This is a genomic window from Actinoplanes sp. NBRC 103695, assembly GCF_030269485.1.
Lineage (GTDB): Bacteria > Actinomycetota > Actinomycetes > Mycobacteriales > Micromonosporaceae > Actinoplanes.
Genome location: NZ_BSTL01000032.1, coordinates 1 through 17,666, shown reverse-complemented (window position 1 = coordinate 17,666; position 17,666 = coordinate 1). Strand labels below are relative to the sequence as shown.

The 17,666-nt window shown below is 68.0% G+C and carries 16 protein-coding genes; 6 read left to right on the top strand and 10 right to left on the bottom strand.

Annotated elements, in window-relative coordinates; translation table 11 throughout:
* Positions 1-29: 29 nt before the first annotated feature.
* The 10 genes from QSK31_RS39795 to QSK31_RS39750 form a co-directional block, all read right to left on the bottom strand.
* Complete coding sequence (locus tag QSK31_RS39795; protein WP_285689939.1) at positions 30-812, bottom strand: hypothetical protein; 783 nt, start codon at positions 810-812, stop codon at positions 30-32.
* The gene (locus QSK31_RS39790; RefSeq protein ID WP_285689938.1) at positions 809-1,594 is read right to left on the bottom strand and encodes a hypothetical protein; all 786 of its coding nucleotides are present in this window, start codon (positions 1,592-1,594) and stop codon (positions 809-811) included. The genes QSK31_RS39795 and QSK31_RS39790 overlap by 4 nt, the downstream gene beginning before the upstream one ends.
* A complete protein-coding gene (locus QSK31_RS39785; protein WP_285689937.1) occupies positions 1,591-1,875 on the bottom strand; it encodes a hypothetical protein in 285 nt (94 codons plus the stop codon). The genes QSK31_RS39790 and QSK31_RS39785 overlap by 4 nt, the downstream gene beginning before the upstream one ends.
* A gap of 20 nt (positions 1,876-1,895) precedes the next feature.
* The gene (locus QSK31_RS39780) at positions 1,896-3,461 is read right to left on the bottom strand and encodes an ATP-binding cassette domain-containing protein (protein WP_285689936.1); all 1,566 of its coding nucleotides are present in this window, start codon (positions 3,459-3,461) and stop codon (positions 1,896-1,898) included.
* Positions 3,458-4,486 (bottom strand): branched-chain amino acid ABC transporter permease, encoded by a 1,029-nt coding sequence (locus tag QSK31_RS39775; RefSeq protein ID WP_285689935.1) that lies wholly within the window; start codon positions 4,484-4,486, stop codon positions 3,458-3,460. Before QSK31_RS39775 ends, QSK31_RS39780 begins: the two co-directional genes overlap by 4 nt.
* Positions 4,483-5,355: a branched-chain amino acid ABC transporter permease gene (locus tag QSK31_RS39770; RefSeq protein WP_285689934.1), complete on the bottom strand. Its 873-nt coding sequence runs from the start codon at positions 5,353-5,355 to the stop codon at positions 4,483-4,485. The genes QSK31_RS39775 and QSK31_RS39770 overlap by 4 nt, the downstream gene beginning before the upstream one ends.
* Positions 5,356-5,387: 32 nt before the next feature.
* Positions 5,388-6,197, bottom strand: a complete 810-nt coding sequence (locus tag QSK31_RS39765) for a class I SAM-dependent methyltransferase (RefSeq protein WP_285689932.1) — start codon at positions 6,195-6,197, stop codon at positions 5,388-5,390.
* Positions 6,198-6,208: 11 nt separating this feature from the next.
* The gene (locus tag QSK31_RS39760) at positions 6,209-7,618 is read right to left on the bottom strand and encodes an ABC transporter substrate-binding protein (protein ID WP_285689931.1); all 1,410 of its coding nucleotides are present in this window, start codon (positions 7,616-7,618) and stop codon (positions 6,209-6,211) included.
* A 122-nt stretch (positions 7,619-7,740) separates the two neighbouring features.
* Positions 7,741-8,151, bottom strand: coding sequence for a roadblock/LC7 domain-containing protein (locus QSK31_RS39755; protein ID WP_285689929.1), 411 nt, complete (start codon positions 8,149-8,151; stop codon positions 7,741-7,743).
* A gap of 36 nt (positions 8,152-8,187) precedes the next feature.
* The gene (locus tag QSK31_RS39750; protein ID WP_285689928.1) at positions 8,188-10,599 is read right to left on the bottom strand and encodes a sensor histidine kinase; all 2,412 of its coding nucleotides are present in this window, start codon (positions 10,597-10,599) and stop codon (positions 8,188-8,190) included.
* A 1,213-nt stretch (positions 10,600-11,812) separates the two neighbouring features.
* Between QSK31_RS39750 and QSK31_RS39745 the strand changes: the two genes are divergently transcribed.
* The 6 genes from QSK31_RS39745 to QSK31_RS39720 all read left to right on the top strand — a co-directional run bounded on the left by QSK31_RS39745 (position 11,813) and on the right by QSK31_RS39720 (position 17,339).
* A complete protein-coding gene (locus QSK31_RS39745) occupies positions 11,813-12,751 on the top strand; it encodes a DUF5753 domain-containing protein (protein WP_352244544.1) in 939 nt (312 codons plus the stop codon).
* Positions 12,748-12,972, top strand: a complete 225-nt coding sequence (locus QSK31_RS39740; RefSeq protein ID WP_285689926.1) for a DUF397 domain-containing protein — start codon at positions 12,748-12,750, stop codon at positions 12,970-12,972. Before QSK31_RS39745 ends, QSK31_RS39740 begins: the two co-directional genes overlap by 4 nt.
* 195 nt (positions 12,973-13,167) lie before the next feature.
* A complete protein-coding gene (locus QSK31_RS39735; protein WP_285689924.1) occupies positions 13,168-14,541 on the top strand; it encodes an NsdA family TPR-like regulatory protein in 1,374 nt (457 codons plus the stop codon).
* A complete protein-coding gene (locus QSK31_RS39730) occupies positions 14,538-15,035 on the top strand; it encodes a GNAT family N-acetyltransferase (protein WP_285689923.1) in 498 nt (165 codons plus the stop codon). Before QSK31_RS39735 ends, QSK31_RS39730 begins: the two co-directional genes overlap by 4 nt.
* Before the next feature lie 352 nt (positions 15,036-15,387).
* The gene (locus QSK31_RS39725; RefSeq protein ID WP_285689922.1) at positions 15,388-16,785 is read left to right on the top strand and encodes a hypothetical protein; all 1,398 of its coding nucleotides are present in this window, start codon (positions 15,388-15,390) and stop codon (positions 16,783-16,785) included.
* Entirely contained in the window at positions 16,782-17,339 is a 558-nt protein-coding gene (locus QSK31_RS39720) for a flavoprotein (protein WP_285689921.1), read from the top strand. Before QSK31_RS39725 ends, QSK31_RS39720 begins: the two co-directional genes overlap by 4 nt.
* Positions 17,340-17,666 lie beyond the last annotated feature (327 nt).

Here is a 17,666-nt window from a genome sequence, read left to right as displayed (position 1 = left end):
GAGCGGAAGGAACCGAGGGGCGATGCCGGTCATGACGTGTCGGGCAGGCTCAGGAGCAGCCGCCACCAGCGGTTGCGGCGTTCGGGCCAGGGCTGGGCTGCTGCGTCGGCGAGAGTGAGCGCGCCGAGGTCTGCGAGCAGCGCCGGATGCTGCCAGCGCGCGCAGGCCTGGTCGTGGGTCGCGGAGACCCTGGCGAATGTGCGGATGCCGTACTCGGCGAACTCGTGCCGTTCGGGGCTGCCTGGTGGGGGCAGGAGCCGGCTGTCGGCGAACAGCTGGGCTTCGGCGTCATTGTCGCGCCGGCACGCGCAGAGCATGGCGGCCAGCCAGAGCAGCAGTGTCGTACCGCCGTCGTCGTGCTGCTGGTTGCGCCACAGGTTAAGCGCCTTGGTGGCGGTGCGGATGGCTTCGCCGCAGTGGCCCTGCCAGTACAGGGACTGCGCGTCGTGCAGCAGCCTCATCGGCAGACCCGGCAACGGGACCAGGGTGGCGTATGGGCGGTGCAGGCCAGGCTCCGTCGGATGGCCGGCGGGGTCCGGCTGGGCTGGCCGAGGCGAGGGTGCCGAGTGCCGCGGTGCAGGAAAGTGCAGCCGGGCGCGGACGGCGTAGCGTGTCCACCCCGGGTCGCCGGTGATGTCGCTGTAGAGGGCCGCGGCTTCCAGCAGTAGCAGATCGCAGGGGGCATCATCGGGATCGAGGCTGCTCAGGTGATGCTTCAGCAGGAGGGCTGCTCCTTCGGGGTCGCCGTTGGCTAGCAGGAGGCGAGCGAAGGGCAGGGTCATCGGCAGGGCCTGCCGTTCAGCGGAGGTCATCGGTGGCCCTTACTTGTCGTGCGCGCCTGGTAGGCGCACACTCGCCGGTGCTCGAAGGCTCCGGCGATCGGCACGGTGCCACCACCATCGGTCGGCTGCTCTGCCATGCCGGGGATAGCAGGACGCGTGACGGTGGTCCCGGCGCGGGAGTGGCACGCGTCGAGCATCAGCCGGTACAGCCGCACGACCGTAGCCACTGTCGGCGCGTCCTCGTCAGCTGTTTTGGTGGCGGTCTGCCAGGCGAGGAGGACTTGGTCGAGGGCCTCGAAACACCGGCCTTGGCGGTGCAGGCAGGTGGCGTGGGCCAGCCGTGCCTGCTGGGCCGGCCCCGGTTGGTTCGCGTTCTCGTGCCGGGTGATGAGCTGGCCCCAGAGTTCGGCGGCCTGCTGGTGGTGGCCGGCGTCGTCGAGCACGATGGCGCGGGTCCGTACCGCGAACAGTGCCGCCGCAGCGGTCGGGGTGCAGGCGTGCTGGGCGAGTTGGCACGCCCGGCGGGAGATCAGGTCTCGTACGTCGTGCGGGTAGTCGCGGTCTGCGGCTGCCTGGGCGGCGACGCTGACCAGGTCTGCCGGGTCGAAGCCGAGGGCGAGCAGCTCGGTGACGAAGCCGGCCCATTGCTCGGCGTGCGGATCGTGCGAGGGAGCCCGGTCGGTCGGTGCTGAGGTGTGCGGCCGGTCGGTCGCGGTGCTGGCGGGCCAGCGGTCGTTGCGTGCTGGGCTGGTGCTCACGCTGCCGGACGTGGCGCTGGCGGCCGCCGGCCGGGCGCTGCGTGGGAGGCTCATGCCGTCACCGCCATCGGTGTGGCCGGTGTCGACGGCGCGCAGCGGGTGGCGGAACGACCGTGGACAACGGCGGCAGCGACGGTGATCGCGATCAGGACAGCGGCGACCGCCGCGACGGTCCAGGTCCGCCGGCGTAGCTGGTCGACGTGGTGCTGCCACTCGCGGCGCATGTCGTCCACGGTGGGACGAGTAATGCCGGCCGCCGGCATGGGGCGGGCGGTGGAGTTGAGCCATCGGTCGGTGCAGGTGTCGTTGAGCGGCGCCCCAAGTTCGCGGCGCATGGGACGCGGATTGACAGGGTTCACGCGGCTGCCCCTGCCGTGCTGACGCCGAGATATCCGGCGAGGCGGGCGTGGGTGGCCGGGCCGTTGATGTCGGTGGTGGAGAACGCGATGCGGGCGGCGTCGAGGACGCTGATGCGGTCGGCGGTGGCGAGGGCGGCGCGCTGGTTCTGTTCGGCCAGCAGGACCGCGACCCCGGTGCCGGCGATGCGGGTGATCGTGGCGGTGAGCTGGTCGACGACTTGCGGGGCGAGCCCCTCGGTGGGTTCGTCGAGCAGCAGCAGCCGGGGGCCGGTCAGCAGCGCGCGGGCGATTGCGGCCATCTGCTGTTCGCCGCCGGACATCTGCGCCGGGTACCGGCGCAGTTTGTCGCGCAGGGCGGGCAGCAGGTCGAGGACGTCGTCGATACTCCAGCGGGCGTCCTGCCGCTGGCGGCGAGTGTGGCGGGTGGCCAGGGCCAGGTGCTCGCGGATGGTCAGGCTGGCGAACAAGCGGCGGCCTTGCGGCACCAGGGCGATGCCGTGCCGGCCGGCGTCGGCCGGTTGTGCGGGGCGCAGCTCGACGCCGGCGACCCGGATCCGGGTATGGCGGTGGGGCCGGTGCAGGCCGGCGATGGTGTTGAGCAGGGTGGATTTTCCGGCGCCGTTGCGGCCGAGGATGGCCTGCACGTTGCCGGCGTCCACCGAGAGGGTGATGTCGTCGAGGACCGTAGCGCCGTGGTAGGCGGCGTGCAGGCTGTCGACCTGCAATACGGCCGGCTCCTGCACTGCGGCGGTGTCGGCTGTGGCGGTGAGTGTGCGACGCAGGCGCGACGGTTTGCCGGCCGTAGCCGCACCGCCGGGCTCCTGCTGGTCGGCCTGGTTCGTGGGGATGGTGTCCGGTGTGGCCGGGCTGAGGTAGACCGCTTGGACGACCGGATGCTCGCGCACCTCGTCGGCGGTGCCGCTGAAGACGTGCTGGCCGGCCGCGAGGACGGTGATGGTGGTGGCGAGGTCGAAGAGCAAGGGTAGATGGTGGTCGACCATGATGACTGCGGCGGTGTCGGGCAGCTGCCGGATGATGGTGCCGACGTGGGTGATCTCGCTCGGGTCGAGTCCGGCGGAGGGTTCGTCGAGCAGCAGCAGCTGGGGCTGGGCGGCGAACACGACGGCGAGTTCGAGCAGCCGCCGCTGGCCGTACGGTAGCTGCCCGGCCGGGGTGCCGGCATAGTCGCCGAGGCCGACCTGCTCGAGCGCGGCCCGCACCTTCTGGCGACGCATGCGCCGATGGCGGATGGCCAGCGTGACGTTCTCGGCGGCGGTGAGCTGCTCGACGACGGCGGGGTGCTGGAAGGTCCGGCCGATGCCGAGCCGGGCCCGGGCGCCCTCGCGCAGCCGGGTGACCGGCCTCTGACCGAGCCGGATGTCGCCAGCCGGGGGGATGAGGTTTCCGGCGATCACGTTGAGCAGGGTGGATTTGCCGGCGCCGTTGGGTCCGATGACGGCGTGCCGGCTCCCGGCAGCGATGTGGAGGCTGACGGGGTGCAGGACGATGGCGGCGCCGTAGCCGTAGGAGACGCCGTCGACGTGCAGCAGCTGGGCGTTCATGCTTGCCTCCGGCGGGTGTACCAGGTGCGAAGGCCGGTGGCGGCCGGACGCAGGTAGGGGACGGTGAGGCAGAGCAGCGCGAAGTACAGCGGTCCGGTGCCGTTGCTGCCGAAGTAGTCCCGCACGACCACGATCGCCACGGTGGCCGCCATCGCTCCGGTCATCGTCGGGATACCGAACAGGGCGGCGCCGAGCGCCGCGGCGGCGAATGCGGCCGCGGCGACATCGAAGCTCAGGTCGGCCGGGGACACGAACGTGTTGATGGCGACGGTCAAAGCTCCCCCGATACCGGCGAGGACGGCGGCCGCCACGTAGGCGGCGCCGAGGTTCACGGTCGGCCGGTAGCCGAGTGCGGTCATGCGGGGTTCGTGGCCGGCGTGGCCGCGCCAGATCAACGCCAGCCGCGAGCGCAGCAGGACCGCGGTGGCCGCTGCGGCCACGGCGAGCACGGTGATGGCGTACCAGTAGACGCCGGGGGTGCTGGTCAGCGGATGGCCGTTGCCGAGGGTGACCGGCGGGGTGTGCCGGCCGTCGCTGCCGCCGGTCACGCCGGTCCAGTGCACGGCGATCGCGTACCCGAGCCCTTGGATCATGACGGTGACCATCAGGAAGCTCACGCCGCGGGTGCGCAGCACGAACGGTGCCGTCACTACGGCCGCGACCGCGGAGGTTGCTGCCGAGGCGGCCAGCTGTACCGGGCCGTCGGTGATCCCGGAAGCGGCCAGGACGACGGCGGTGTAGGCGCCGACGCCGAGGAACGCGGTCTGCCCGAACGACGGGAGTCCGGCGACGGCGAGCAACTGGGTGCTCATCGCCAGCAGGGCCAGCACGACGGCGCTGCTGGCGAGACCGACCACGTACGGGCCGGCCAGCGCGGGCAGCGCGGCGGCCCCCAGGACCACGCCGGTTGCGGCCGGCCACCGGCCGACCCGCCACGCCAGCCGCCGTCGGCCGGATGGTGCGGAGGCCGGGGTGTGGTCTTCGCGAGCCGCGTCTGAGGCGGTCGCGGCAGTGGTGGTGGTCATGCGGCGACCGCCGTCCGCAGACCTTGCCGGCGCACGACCAGGACGGCGATGACGACCAGGAACAGGCTGAACGAGGCGAGGCCCGGGGCGACGACCGCGCCGACGTAGTTCACCATGCCGACGACCAAGGCGGCGATCAGCAACGCCCGGATGTTGGTGCCGGCGCCGCCGAGGATGACCACGATCAGCGACAGCGTCAGCACGGTCGCGTCCACGCCGGGAGCCGGTCCGAGAACCGGCGCCCCGAGGACTCCGGCACCGACGGCGAGGGCGGTACCGACGGTGATGGCGGCGATGCGGATCCGGGTGGCGGACAGGCCGAGGGTGGCGGCGATCGGCGGGTCGTCGATGGCGGCTCGCAGCGCGATCCCGGCCATGCTGCGGTGCAGGACTTGGTGCATGGCGACGGCGATCAACGCGGCGACGGCGATGAAGGCCAGGTGGTAGATCGGGTATCCGTGCCCGGCGAAGCTCAGGTGTCCGTCGAGCAGGCCCGGGCGGGGCACGGTCAGGGAGCTACCGCCGGAGATTCGGCTGAACAGCCACGCGATGATGCCGCCCAGCCCCAGCGTGACGACTGCCTGCTCGGTGTGCCCCGCGAGGGGGCGTAGCAGGGCGGCCAGCCCGGCCCCGCCCACGGTGGCGGCGGCCAGGCCGGCGGCCAGAGCGAGGGCGAGGCCGGTGAGCGTGCCGTCGGCGAACAGGTAGGCCAGCCAGGTTCCGGCCAGGTAGGAAGCGCCGTGGGCGAGGTTCATGACCTTCATGACGCCGAGGATCAGCTTGAGCCCGGCGGCCACGACGAACAGCAGCAGCCCGTACGCGAGGCCGCCGAGCCCGGTGACCGCGACGGTCGCTGATGTGGATCCCACGACGCGTTCCTTCCTCAAACGGGGTGGCTGGGTTAGGCGGCGGGGCGGACGCCGATGGTGGTGTGCATCGGCCAGCTGCGCGTCAGCACGTCCGGGTTGGTCATCGCCTGCCGCAGCAGCGTGAGCTGCGGTGGGGTCATGCCGGCTTCCAGCAGCTCCTTTTCCTTTTGGCGGCTGTTGGAGGCGTGCAGGAGCATGCCCGGGTCGCCGCCGCGCAGGACCCGGTTGTACGTCTGTCCGCTGTGGATGGACAGGCCGGCGGATCGCATGACGGCCGGGACGCGGCGTGCCCAGGTGGAGTCCATGCCATGACCGTCCAGCACCTTGATCAGCGTGTGCTGGAACGTGCCGAACACCTGCCGGACGGTGTCGGGGCCGTCGATGAACATGTCGTCGAGGTGGTCGGTGGCCCAGTCGGAAATGATCAGCTTCCCGCCGGGCTTTAGGGCGTCGACGAGGTTGGTCAGGATCTGCTCGCGTTGCAGCAGGTGCATGAACAGCAGCCGGGCGTGGATGGCGTCGAAGCTGGCCGGTTGCAGCGCCACGGTGGCGATGTCCTGGTTCAGGATCTCGATGCGCGGGTGCGGGGGCACGTGTTGCGGTTGTAGGTCGATGACCAGCGTGCTGCCGTTCCTGCCGCCATGCTCGGCCATCCACTGCGCGATGGTGCCGGCGCCGGCACCGATGTCGGCGTAGCGGCCCGCGACGGGCAGGCGGAGACTTTCCAGGACGGCGAAGGTGTGCGGGTCGAGGTAGTCGGCGAGGTGGCCGACCTGGTCACGGGCGTCGCTGGTGCTGTTGTCGAAGCCGTACCGGTCGTCGGAAGCCAATGCGGTGGGCATGGGAGGGTCCTCTAGTTCGCGGGGATGAGGGTGGCAATGACGGCGTTGCTGCGCGAGCGGCCGTCGGATTGGACTTTGCGCAGGTAGAACGGCTGGATGGGGGCATGACTGGCCGGGTCGAGCCGGAACGTGTCGCGCGGGCTGTTGATCTGCCCGAGACCGGCGATGGCGGTGTTGATGGCCTGCCCGGTGACCGGCGGTACCGACCCTGCCGAGGTGGTCGCGGAGGCGCTGCCGCTGCCGTTCGCGGTGGGCCCTGCCGAGGCAGGGCTGCTCGCGGCCAGGCTCGCGCCCGCCGATGAAGGACCGGTGGCAGGCGCCGACGACGGGCTGCCGGCGGGCGTGGCGGAGGCTTTGGCGATGGCCAGGTCAAGGACCTGCGCGGCGTCCCATGCGGTCACGTTGTACAAGGTGGGGGTCTTGTTGAACTTCTTCTGGAAATCCTGGACCAGTTCGGCGTTGGCCTGGTTCGAGATGGTCGGTGAGTAGTTCAGGACGGTGAAGATGCCGTCCGCGTTCGCGCCTTCGGACTCCAGCGCGTCGCCCTCGGTAAGGAACCCGGCCGCGTACAGCGGGACGTCGGACAGGCCGGCGTCGCGGTAGTCCTTGACGAACTGGATCGCGTCCGCGCCCGCGTAGAACGTGTAGACCGCCTTGGCGCCGGAGGCCCGGACCTTGTTCAGGTACGGCTTGTAATCCTTGGTGCCGGGGAACGGCGTTTCGGCGAACGCGTTGCCGCCGGGGGCGTTGCCGCCTTCGGGGTTGGCCAGTTTCCCGCCGGCCTTGACGAACGCGTCGGTGAAGCCGCCCAGCTGGTCGTAGCCGCCGGTGTACGCCGGCCCGATCGCGTACACGCTGCCTTTGATGGTCTTCGCCAGGTAGGGGGCGATGGCGGCGCCGGTCTCGCGGGACTGCCACGAGGTGTGCCACACGTAGCTGACGTCGGGCATCACCTTGTCCGACGGGCGGCCGCCGGTGCCGATGAACGGCACGTGCCGCGCGGCGGCGAGCGGGGCGATCACGGCGGACGGGACCGCGGACGCGGAGCCGACCAGTACCGTGGCGTGGTCCTGGTCGAGCAGCTTGAGGGCCGACTTGCGGGCGGTGGCCTCGTCGGTGCCCTCGTCGGCGGTTTTGGTGACGATGGTGTGGCCGCCGAGCTTACCGCCATGCAGTTCCAGGTAGAGGTCCCACGCTTCGGCCATGTCCTCGCCGAGCGATTGGTATGGGCCGGTCTTGGGCAGGATCAGCCCGACGGTGATGGTGTCGCCGGACGGCGTGTCGTTGGCGGTGGTGTCGAGGCTGGAGCCGGCGCAGCCGGCCGCGGCCGTCAGCATCAGGACGCCGGTTGTGGCGGCGATGGTCCTTGCTAGGCGGACAGCTCGGCCGGTGGGCTGTCGGCGCAGGTTTCGGGTGGTCACGGTTCTCCTTGCGTAGCGTGCGTGAAGGGTGGTGACGCTCGGGCCGGGTACAGCGCCCGGGTGAAATAGGTCGCGGCGGGTTCCCGGACCGGATGGAGGGATCCGGTGATCGGCGATCGGCGTCAGCGCGTGGTGGGGCTGAGCTGGACGTGAACGGATTCGCCGAGCTTGAGCAGCGCCTCGTTGATGGCGCCCATGTCGGCGTTCGGCGGGGCGAGGGTCATCAGATAGGCGTTGCCGAACGGGCCGGCGATCATGGTGGAGCCGATGTCCATGACGATGCCGATGTCGGCTTCCGGGCCGGCGCGCAGCTGCTTGGCCAGGCCGACGACCAGCGAGGTCATGCCGGAACAGATCGCGGCCAGGGTTTCGGCCTGCGGCTGGCTGTCGACCGACGGGCTGGCGCACAGCAGCAGCCCGTCGGCCGACACCGCGACCGTGCGCACGGCGCCGCGGTTGCGGGCCTCGAATTGGGTGAGCAGGAAGGACAGATCGGGTCGCAACCCGAGTGCAGGTGCGGTCGGAGCCGTCATGAGCAGCCAATCTGTGAAAGGGGCATGGAGGAGGGGTCAGCGGGAGCTGACGAACGCTGCGCCGCTCTTACCGAACGAGGACCACTGGGCCCGGCCCGCGCGGGCGTCCCTTGGGCGGGGCACCGCCGGGGGTGCGACCGGGACGGGCTCGGCCGGGGTCATGCGCCCCGGCACCCGGACCGGCAGGCCGCTGGCGGTGAGTAGTTCCTGTTGGGGGTGCGGCTGTTCGGGCTCGGCGCGGACCCAGTCGACGGTGACCGACTGCACCACCTGCTCGACGTCGGCGTGCGGGTCGAACAAGGGATGGCTGGCGGCGACGGTTTCGTAGATCGGCAACGGCCGCCCGGCTTGCGGGCCGTGCGGCATTCCGGCGCGGACCCCCGTCAGCGCCGGGAGCACGACGGTGGCGTCCAGCGCGTCCGCGGCCGGTGGCTGGCCGGCAACCGCGGTCAGCGCCCTCGTGTCCAGGGGCCGCGCGTCGACGGCCGCTGGTGCCGGCATGGCGGGAGGTGCTGGCGTGACCGGGCGGGCGGGCATCGCCGCGGGCGCGGCCACCATTGGTGTCGGCGCGGCCCGCTCGTCCATGGGCGGCAGCAGGACCGGCTGATGCCAGAACGAGCCTGCCGGCACGGCGATGTTGACGCTGGTGCCGTCTTTGGCCAGCGAGTCCAGCTCGACCTTGATGCCGCGTCGGGTGGCGATCAACCCGACGGCGGCCAAGCCGTAGTGCCGGGCGGTGAATTCGTCGAGGATGAAGTGGTCGATGCGCTGTTGCATCTCGCGTTGTTGCTGCTCGTTCAGGCCGAGGCCGTGGTCGCGGATCTCCATGTAGAGCCGCTCGCGGGTGGGTTTCGCGGTGACCTCGACGGGGCCTTGCGACATGCGGATGGCGTTGGTCAGCAGTTCGACGAGCAGGTGGATCAGTTCGTCGACCAGGTCTCCGTCGATCATGACTTCGAGGGGAATGCGGTGCTGTTCGACCCGCTGGTACTCCTCGACCCGGCTGACGGCCGCGGTCACGACGTCCGGCAGACGTAGCGGCTCGCTGCGGGGCTGTCCGACGCGGCCGCCGGAGAACAGCTGCATGGTGCCGACGCTGCGCAGCAGTGTGGTGACGAGCTGGTCGAGCTCGTACCAGTGGTCGAGCCGTTGGGGATTGTCGAAGTCCTCGCGTTCGCGGCGATCCAGTGTCGAGGTGATGGCGTCGATGCGGTTGCCCTGCTCGTATGCCTGCGTCTTGAACGCGGCGGCGACGATCTCGCGGAACTCCGCCTGCCCTGCGGCGACGCGGGCGGCTGAGCCGCGCGCGTCGTTGAACGCGGCGATGACCTGGCCGATCTCGTCGTTGCCGGGCACCGGCAGCGGCCGCGATGCGGCTTCGAGCGCCTCGTCCAGTTCCTGACGGGTGACTCCGCGTTTGTTGAGCTGACTTTCCATCCGCGGCAGCACCCGCTGGGCGACCTCGGTGGCCTCTGCGGCCAGCCGGGCCAGCGGCGCGGTCATCGACCGGGTCACCCACCAGCCGATCGCTCCGACCCCGAGCAAGCTCACCAGCACGATGAGGCCGAGCACGACGGTGTTGCGGCGCTGCTGGTCGCGCTGGACGGTGACCGCTGCGAGGTCCTCGGCGAGGAACTGGCCTTCGACCTGGTGCAGCTGCCGCATGCGCGCGGTCATCGCGGCGACCCAGCCGGTAGGGCTCACGCCGAGCTCGAGGCCGGTGTTGGCATCGGTCCGTACGACCGTGGAATGCAGCCGTTCACCGGTCAGGATCTGCTTGCTGCCGGGCTGCGAGGTGATCAGCGCTTGCCAGGAGGCCGGGGCCAGCTGCCGGAAGCTCTCCTGGCTACTGGCGAACGCCGCGTCTGCCGCGATGACCTGCTGCTGCGCGGCCGGGGTCAACGTGTCGGCGGCGATCGCCGGGACCACAGTGACCTGCAAGGTGCCCAGCGCCTCAATGCCCTGCGACAGCGTCGAGACGGCGCGTAGCTGGTCGGCGGTGTCGGCGTCGATGTCGGCCTGGCTCAGCGACTGCCCAAACCCGAGCAGGGCGGAGATCAGCGCGCTGTAGCGGAAGACGACCGAGCTTTCGGTGGCGTCGTTACCGCTGCGGACGTCTTGGCGCAGCAGCGGCAATGCCGCCAGCTGGTCGTTGAGCCGCCGCAACGGCGCCGCGAGACCATTGGCGTAGTCAAGGCCGTCCTGGGCAGCCGAGTACACGGCGAGGGCATGGTCGGTTGCGGTGTTCTGTAGCCGGTAGGCGTCGGCGGCCTTCGCCGGGCTGTACTGGGTGAGTACCAACGCGGCCGCGGCTCGTTCCTGCTGCAGCTGTCCGGTCAGCCCGGCGCCGGCAGTGCCGACGTCGACCAGCTGCCGGGCGGTACCCGTCTGCGCGGTGGCCGACAAGCTCGTCGAGGCGGTATATCCGGCCAGCAGCAGAACCAGCACCACAGGAAGGCCGACGAGCAATGTCAGCTTCGTGCGGATCCGACGGTCGGCTAGGCGAAGCCAGCGCCGCTTACTCCCGGCCGGCGGGGAGATTCCCGGGGCCGCGGTCATGCGACTGCCGCCGTGGCCAGCGCGGGTTCCGCGACCGTACCGGTGCTTGCCGCAGCCGTTAGGTGCCACCGTTCGACGCGGTCGGCGTCGAGGAAGGCGATTGAGCTGAGGTAGGAGGGCGGCGGCACGGAGCAGGTGAGGGCGTCCGTCAGTGCCGTCATCCGCTTGTGGAAGGGCATCTGGCTCGCTAGGGCCAGCCGCGCGGCTGTTCGCGCCGGCGTGCACGGGTAGACCCGGCCAGTGCAGCGGGGATTCTGACAGCGGTTCCCGTCTGCCGGCACGGGCAGATGATCGGCCATCAGCTGCTGCCCGGCGATCCACAGAGGCCGGTCGTAGACGCGCGCCGGGCTCGAGAGGACGCTCGCCGATTGGGAAGAGGGCATGAGTGAAGGTCTCTCGTCGCGAGGAGGAAGAGGGGAACGACGCCAAGCTGGGGTGGTGTGCCGGCCGGCCACGAGGGTGATGAGGGCCGGCACACCACCGGGGACCTGCACGTCGTGCAGAGGAAGCTGATCGGCTGGCTGTATCGGGTGGATCGGCTTCCCTTGCGCTCGGTGTCGACGCCGCGTCGATGTAAGCGGCGTCTGCCGGCATCGGCGTGCAGGAGGTACGTGACGCGGGCGCGATGTACTCCGAGGCGGGCGGCGAGTCAGTCGCAGCACCCGCCCCGGAGTCGTCATCGTGTCTTCCAGTGGCCTGGTCGCGCATAGTGCTAACGCGTATTCGAGCCGGAAAAAGCATAGTTGCTGAACAATCAATAGTGATTTCGACGCAGTCAGAATCGGAAGGTTCCGGAGGCGGTAGCATGGTGCCGTCATTTTGGTACGCGTTGCGGCCATGCTCGCCTCCCTGAAGTTCGCGACGACGCGGTACGGAGGGCGTCAACGACGTTTGTCGGCGCGTCCGTCCTTACTGGCGTGTTGAAACAATCGCGGAAAGCCGAGACGGGGGGAACTACACCGTCGTGTGCACCTCACTGAACGATGTGCACCTGATTGCAGGTGCACATCACGGTGCACATTTAGGTGCACACGTGCTCCACCTGCGGAGATTTAGCTTCACTCGAAAACCTGACATCCGGATCGCGAGTGGACGGGATACGATGCCGCCACCGGGGTCTCGTGCATGGGGCCGCGAGGCAGTGTCCGCGCCGGAGGTTCCATTGATCAGCCCACTCGCCAGCCGTATTTGGCTGGCCGCCGAGCTAGCCGAGCTCTTGAAGCGCTCGGGGTGTACCGCCAGGGATCTTGCCCAAAGGTCCGATGTGGATTCGCGCAAGATCAGCTATCTCCTGAAGGCGGAACGAAGGTCGAACGCGGAGGACGTCACCAAGATCCTGAAGTATCTGCAGGTGTCGACACATCATCGGCGATCTCTCCTCAAGGCCGCTGCGGCTGCTGAGCGGGGCGGGTGGTGGGATCGCTACAGCATTGAGATGGGCTCGCGGCAGGCGACGTACGCGGACCTGGAAGCCGGCGCCGAAATTTGCGAATTCACCCAGACACTGTTTCCGGGCTTGCTCCAGACCACTGAATACGCCATGGGTCGGGCGGTCGCGGACCGCCGCTATTGGTCGAAGCGATTCACGGCGGAAAGGGGTGTCGAGGCGAGAATCCTCCGTCAGAAAGTCTTGTCGGGCCAGCAAGCCCGCGGCTATGACGTAGTTATCGACGAGGCCGTGCTGCGGCGCGGAGTGGCCACCCCAGCGGTAATCGAGGACCAAATCAACCGCATCATCGACGTCGCTGTACAGTCCCCGGCGGTGACCGTTCGTGTCCTTCGCCTAGGGACCCGGTTGCCGGGTGAGGCCGTGCCGGCAACATCATTCTCGATATACCGATATCCTGAACTCGAGGGATTCCAGGTCGTGGCGGTGGAAACGGACGACAGCGATTTATTCATAACCGAATCGGCAAAGTCGGCAGCGTATCGCGACCGCTACGAATTGCTACGATCCGCTGCGTTGAGTCCGTCCGACACCCTGGACTTCCTCGTTGCCGAGGTTGAAGCTTCGTCGTCAGAATATAGGAGATCAGCGTGAGTCCCTACATCAGTTTTTCCGGCCGGGTGTACCGGCTGTTCCGGAAGTCGTCCAAGAGCACGGGGACGGGTAACTGTGTTGAAATCGGTGTGGCTGATGATGGCACTGTGGCGATCAGGGATTCGAAGGATCCCACTGGTCCGGTTCTCGAACTGACGCCATCCGCGTTCGGTCAGTTCCTGGTAGCTATCAGGACGGGTGTCTTCGACCATCCCCAATAGAAACTGGCTGGCCATACTACGGCTCCCCAGGCTGCGCAGACGGCGAATTCAGTCGGCTCGTACGGCCACAGGCGGAGCCGATTTCGCTGTTCCCTGCGCTGCCGGTTAGGCGTCCGGGCGGTTGCGCTGTAGCGGTGATCGCTGGGATGATGACCAATCTGGTCCTTTAGCGATGAGTCGGCCGGGGGCACGGCGATGGCGAAGACAGACTTCGAGAGCAACGAGCTGTTCTCGGACACTCGGCAACGGCTGAAACTGTCACGGAGCGAGCTGGCGGAGGCGGCCAACTGCGAGCCCGTCATGCGAACGTGTGACCACACCCTGATGACCGAGAACTTTATCGGCAGGATCGAGCAAGGCCGCATCGGCGGCGGCATTTGCCCCGAGCGACTGACGGCCCTCTGTGCGGTGTTGAACGTCGCGGATCCGGCCGACATCGGGCTGGTTGCTGAGCGACGGCGCCCAACCCGATCAGGCCCCGCCCGACGCCGGAAGCCACGCATAGTCGCCCCGAGACAGGACTACGGCGACGCGCCTTCGGCAGCTGATCTGTCCCGGCCGTCTCGTGCTGCGGGGGACGACGAGGCGCCCACAGTGCTTGCTGCGGCCGAGGAGATCCGGCTACGTGTCGAAAGCGCCCTAGGCGACAGCGACGTGGCACCGGAAAGCCTGGACGACTGGGAGGGCGTCGTCGCCCGGCACGCACGGGCGACGCGTTATCGCCCTCCTGCTGTGCTGTGCGCCGACCTCCTAGTCGACGCCGATGACGCCCAGCAACTGCTGTACCGCCGGCACACCGCGCACAGCCTGCAGCGCGCCACGCGAATCACCGCCCAGATGGCCGGCTTGCTGAGCTTGACGCTGCTCAAACTCAACGAGTTCGCGGCAGCGCAACAGTGGGGTCGAACCGCGCGTATCGCTGCCGCGGGATGCGGTGATCCCGCGACCAAGGCATGGGTGTGGGCACAGGAAGCGCACCGGTACTTCTACGCCGACGACTGGGGCGCCGCGATCGATGCAGCCGAACGCGCTCAGGAACAGGTCAAGGCGGGCGGTGTCGGCCCGGTGCTGGCCTCGGCGCTAGAAGCTCGAGCACGAGCGGCGATCGGTGACGCTGCGGGCACACGGACGGCGCTCGGCCGTGCTGAGGAACAGCTAGCCGCTTTGAGCCCCGTGGAGACTGCAGCGTCGGCGCTGGGGTACGACGAGGCGCAACTGCGCTTCCACGCAGGGAACGCGTTCACGCACCTCGGCGACAGCGAGTCGGCGCGGACAGCACAGAAGCGGGCTCTGGAGCTCTACCCGGCGGCGAACTATCTGGACCGGACGCTGATCTACCTGGACCAGGCAGCGTGTCTGATCCAGGAAGGCGACCTCAAAGGGGGAAGCCGTCACGTGGTGAATGTCCTCAGCGCGCTTCCCCCTCAGCAACTCGACCGTCTCGTTATCGCGCGAGCCGAGGCGATCGTCGGTCCGGCCCTGCCCGCTGACGCAGACTCTTCAGCGGTCCGTGAAGTCCATGAGTTCCTGGAAATGATCAAGTCGACAGGTGCGGAGCTCTCTCAGTGATCACTTTTCGCCACGCCGAACCCGGCGACCTTTCAACGGTGGCAGATCTAATGATCGAGGTGGAACGGTTCTATGGCACGGAAGAATTCCCGCCGCGCCAGGACTGGGAACGCGACATCAAAGCAGCGCTCTTCGACCCGTTTCCAGCGGCTCGCGTGCTGCTGGCCATGGAAGCGGCCGAGGCGCTAGGTCTTGCAAGTTACAACTTTCTGTGGCCGGCCGCTGGCGTCTCCCGGTCATTGTTCCTAAAAGAACTGTACGTACGTGATCCCCATCGGCGCCGCGGGATCGGTATCGACCTCATGTCGCGCCTGCACACCATTGCGATAGATTCTGGTTGCAGTCGGGTGGAATGGCAAACCGATGCACTAAATATCGAAGCGCAGATGTTCTACAAAAAGCTCGGTGTCGCTCCGATGGCAGACAAGATCACGTACAGGTCGAATGGTGCAGATCTCGGCCGAATCTCCCAGTTGCGTCAGCACGCGGAGTAGACAGCTGCATGGGTGACGTCGGCCGGTTCGCCGAGAAACTTTGTGGCTCGCGACGCGTCGAATCGCTGCAAAGTCGATGCTCGAGTCGAGGACGCCGTATTGCTGCGGCTTGCGAACAACGCCGCGTTTGCGCTGCGAAGTGCCCGCCTTGTCATACGGATCAACGCCAAGGTGCCCGGTATTAGGGCGATGGTTCCGTCGTCGTGCTCCGTACGAGCCCGCACCAGCACTCAGAGCCGCCGTCGAGGTCGGCCGCCTGGTGGGCACGCGCAGGTTGCAAGGTTGCTGACGGTGTTGGGAAGATGACGTCGCTGATCTACCAAGAGCGAGCCGGTCCGGGGGGTGTGCAACGGTGGCCAAGAAGCACTTCACGCGCAACGACTTTTTCTGGGAGAGGCGTGCAGCTTTAGGCCTATCGCGGCCTGAGGTAGCCGACATCGCAAACGGGCAGCCGGTGATGGGTGCCTGTGAGCATGTGCCGCTAGACGAAAACTATATCGGCCGAGTTGAACAAGGCCGTGTCGGTGGCGGTATGTGCGAAGAGCGCCTCGCGAGCCTCTGCACCGCGCTGCAGGTGGACAATCCCGCTATGATCGGCCTTATCGCCGAACGTCGAACTCCGACGAGCTCAGCGCCGCCACGACAGCGCACACGTATCGTTCATAATGTTGCCAGTCGAGAGCTACCGGTCGGGCCTGCGGACGAGGACGTGCCTCGCGTGGGAGACTTAGGGTTCGCGGATTCGGATTTCATGATGAAACGGCGCCGGGTAGTTGCTGGCCTTGTGAGCCCCGCCATTGCGGCACTCATCGATGTGATGGTTAGCCCTTTCGATCGAGACCCTCCAAACGCAGCCGAGAGGCCTATAGAAGCCGATGAGCTGGCGGCCGCCGTCTCGCAAAGCCGTAGGGCATATCAGCACAGTGAATACGCGGCCGCGAGTGCCACCCTGCCAACAGTATTCGCTGGCATCCGTTCTTCGAAAAAGACGTTGAACGATCGGCGATTGGCCGCGCTGGAAGCAGAGGCCTATCAGGTCGCTAGTGGCCTCCTTCTCAAGGGAGGCAAACCAGTTCTTGCCGCGGTAGCGGCCGAGCGTTGCACCGCCGCCGCCGAGCGCACAGGCGACGAAGTCTTGATCGCATGTGGGGCACGCGCCTTCACGCATTGCTTGATGGCCTCCGGGCACGCGCGAGAAGGTGTGCGGCTCGCGATTAGTGCGGCCGACAGGCTCTCGGCGAGCGTCAACATGGACCAGCCAGCGGCCATGTCCGTCTACGGCGCTCTCCTGCTGCGCGGAGCCATCGCGGCCGCCCGGGAGGAGGACCGCGATCAGGCATACGAATTGCTGAACTTCGCCGCAGGCACCGCAGAACATTTGGGTATGGACGGCAACCTACTGTGGACCGCCTTCGGACCGACGAACGTGACGGCGCATCGTGTAGCCGTTGCCGTCGAACTCGGCGACGCGGGAAGCGCGGTGGCCTACGCTAAAGAGATCGATCTAGCGGCACTCAAGCTGCCTGAGCGCAAGGCGATGGTTCTTCTGGACACAGCCCGGGCATACACCCAATGGGGGAAGGCAGACAACGCGCTCGGCGCAATCCGCCAGGCCGAGCGATACGCCCCTGAGGAGGTTCGCCGCCGTCCAGCGGTCCATCAGCTTATCGACGAGCTCGCCCAACGAAGCCCTGCCGCATTGCGTCGCCGAGTTCAGCAGTATGCCGCCCGGGTCAGAACTAGCGCATGAACGAGCGAATCCTCTGCATTGTCGTTTGTGGTGCCGGTCCTGCGGACCGGGTAGGTCGCCTGGTCGAGCTTGCGCAACATGATGGATGGACCGTCCGACTTGTCGCCACGCCCACCGGTGCAGGCTTCGTCGACGTCGATGCGTTGGCAGCTCAGTCAGGCGCGGCAGTCCGGAGCGGCTACCGTGCGGCCGGTGAGTCCGGGCCACGATCCAGCACCGCTGACGCAGTCATTGTCGCACCAGCGACGTACAACACCATCAATAAGCTCGCATTTGGAATCAACGACACCTATGCGCTCAACGTTGTTGCCGAAGCCATCGGACGGGGTCGACCCGTCGTGGTCATACCCTTTGTCAACACGGCGTTGGCCACACGGCATCCATTCCGCAACGCCGTACGTGCGCTGCGCGAAGAAGGTGTCCGCATCGTATTCGGTCCTGGTCAATGGGAACCTCACGAGCCTGGCACGGGCGACGAGAGGATAGATAGCTTCCCATGGCATCTTGCACTCAAGCAGATTTGCGGAGACTGGGGAACTCGCGGAGCACCTTGACTGATGATCGCTCCCGCAGCACGAACGCGGCGCCGGCACCAGCTGACGATGGGTTGCCCGGCCCCACGAAGGATCCTCTTAGGCTTCCCGGGCTGTCGCGTTGATCCGGATGGGATCCATGAGTACCGGAGCGTTCCTGGAAGCCGAGGTCCGCGCTAGCCTGGCGGTATGTCGGCCTGCGGGGGTCAGCTCGACGCCGCCTAGCCTCAGTCTTTCGCTTGGCCGTCGGCCCATAGCTATGATTCGATGAATGCGATTCGCGTGCTTTTAGCTGTTCTGTAGGCATGGTGAGGGCCCGGCGCTCGGCCGGGTTCCTCCGTGTTGCTG

Bases quoted from the DNA above. Each gene is read 5' to 3' on its own strand.
- QSK31_RS39795 (WP_285689939.1), bottom strand. From the start codon at position 812: ATGACCTCCGCTGAACGGCAGGCCCTGCCGATGACCCTGCCCTTCGCT.
- QSK31_RS39790 (WP_285689938.1), bottom strand. From the start codon at position 1,594: ATGAGCCTCCCACGCAGCGCCCGGCCGGCGGCCGCCAGCGCCACGTCC.
- QSK31_RS39785 (WP_285689937.1), bottom strand. From the start codon at position 1,875: ATGCGCCGCGAACTTGGGGCGCCGCTCAACGACACCTGCACCGACCGA.
- QSK31_RS39780 (WP_285689936.1), bottom strand. From the start codon at position 3,461: ATGAACGCCCAGCTGCTGCACGTCGACGGCGTCTCCTACGGCTACGGC.
- QSK31_RS39775 (WP_285689935.1), bottom strand. From the start codon at position 4,486: ATGACCACCACCACTGCCGCGACCGCCTCAGACGCGGCTCGCGAAGAC.
- QSK31_RS39765 (WP_285689932.1), bottom strand. From the start codon at position 6,197: ATGCCCACCGCATTGGCTTCCGACGACCGGTACGGCTTCGACAACAGC.
- QSK31_RS39755 (WP_285689929.1), bottom strand. From the start codon at position 8,151: ATGACGGCTCCGACCGCACCTGCACTCGGGTTGCGACCCGATCTGTCC.
- QSK31_RS39745 (WP_352244544.1), top strand. From the start codon at position 11,813: ATGCCGCCACCGGGGTCTCGTGCATGGGGCCGCGAGGCAGTGTCCGCG.
- QSK31_RS39735 (WP_285689924.1), top strand. From the start codon at position 13,168: ATGGCGAAGACAGACTTCGAGAGCAACGAGCTGTTCTCGGACACTCGG.
- QSK31_RS39720 (WP_285689921.1), top strand. From the start codon at position 16,782: ATGAACGAGCGAATCCTCTGCATTGTCGTTTGTGGTGCCGGTCCTGCG.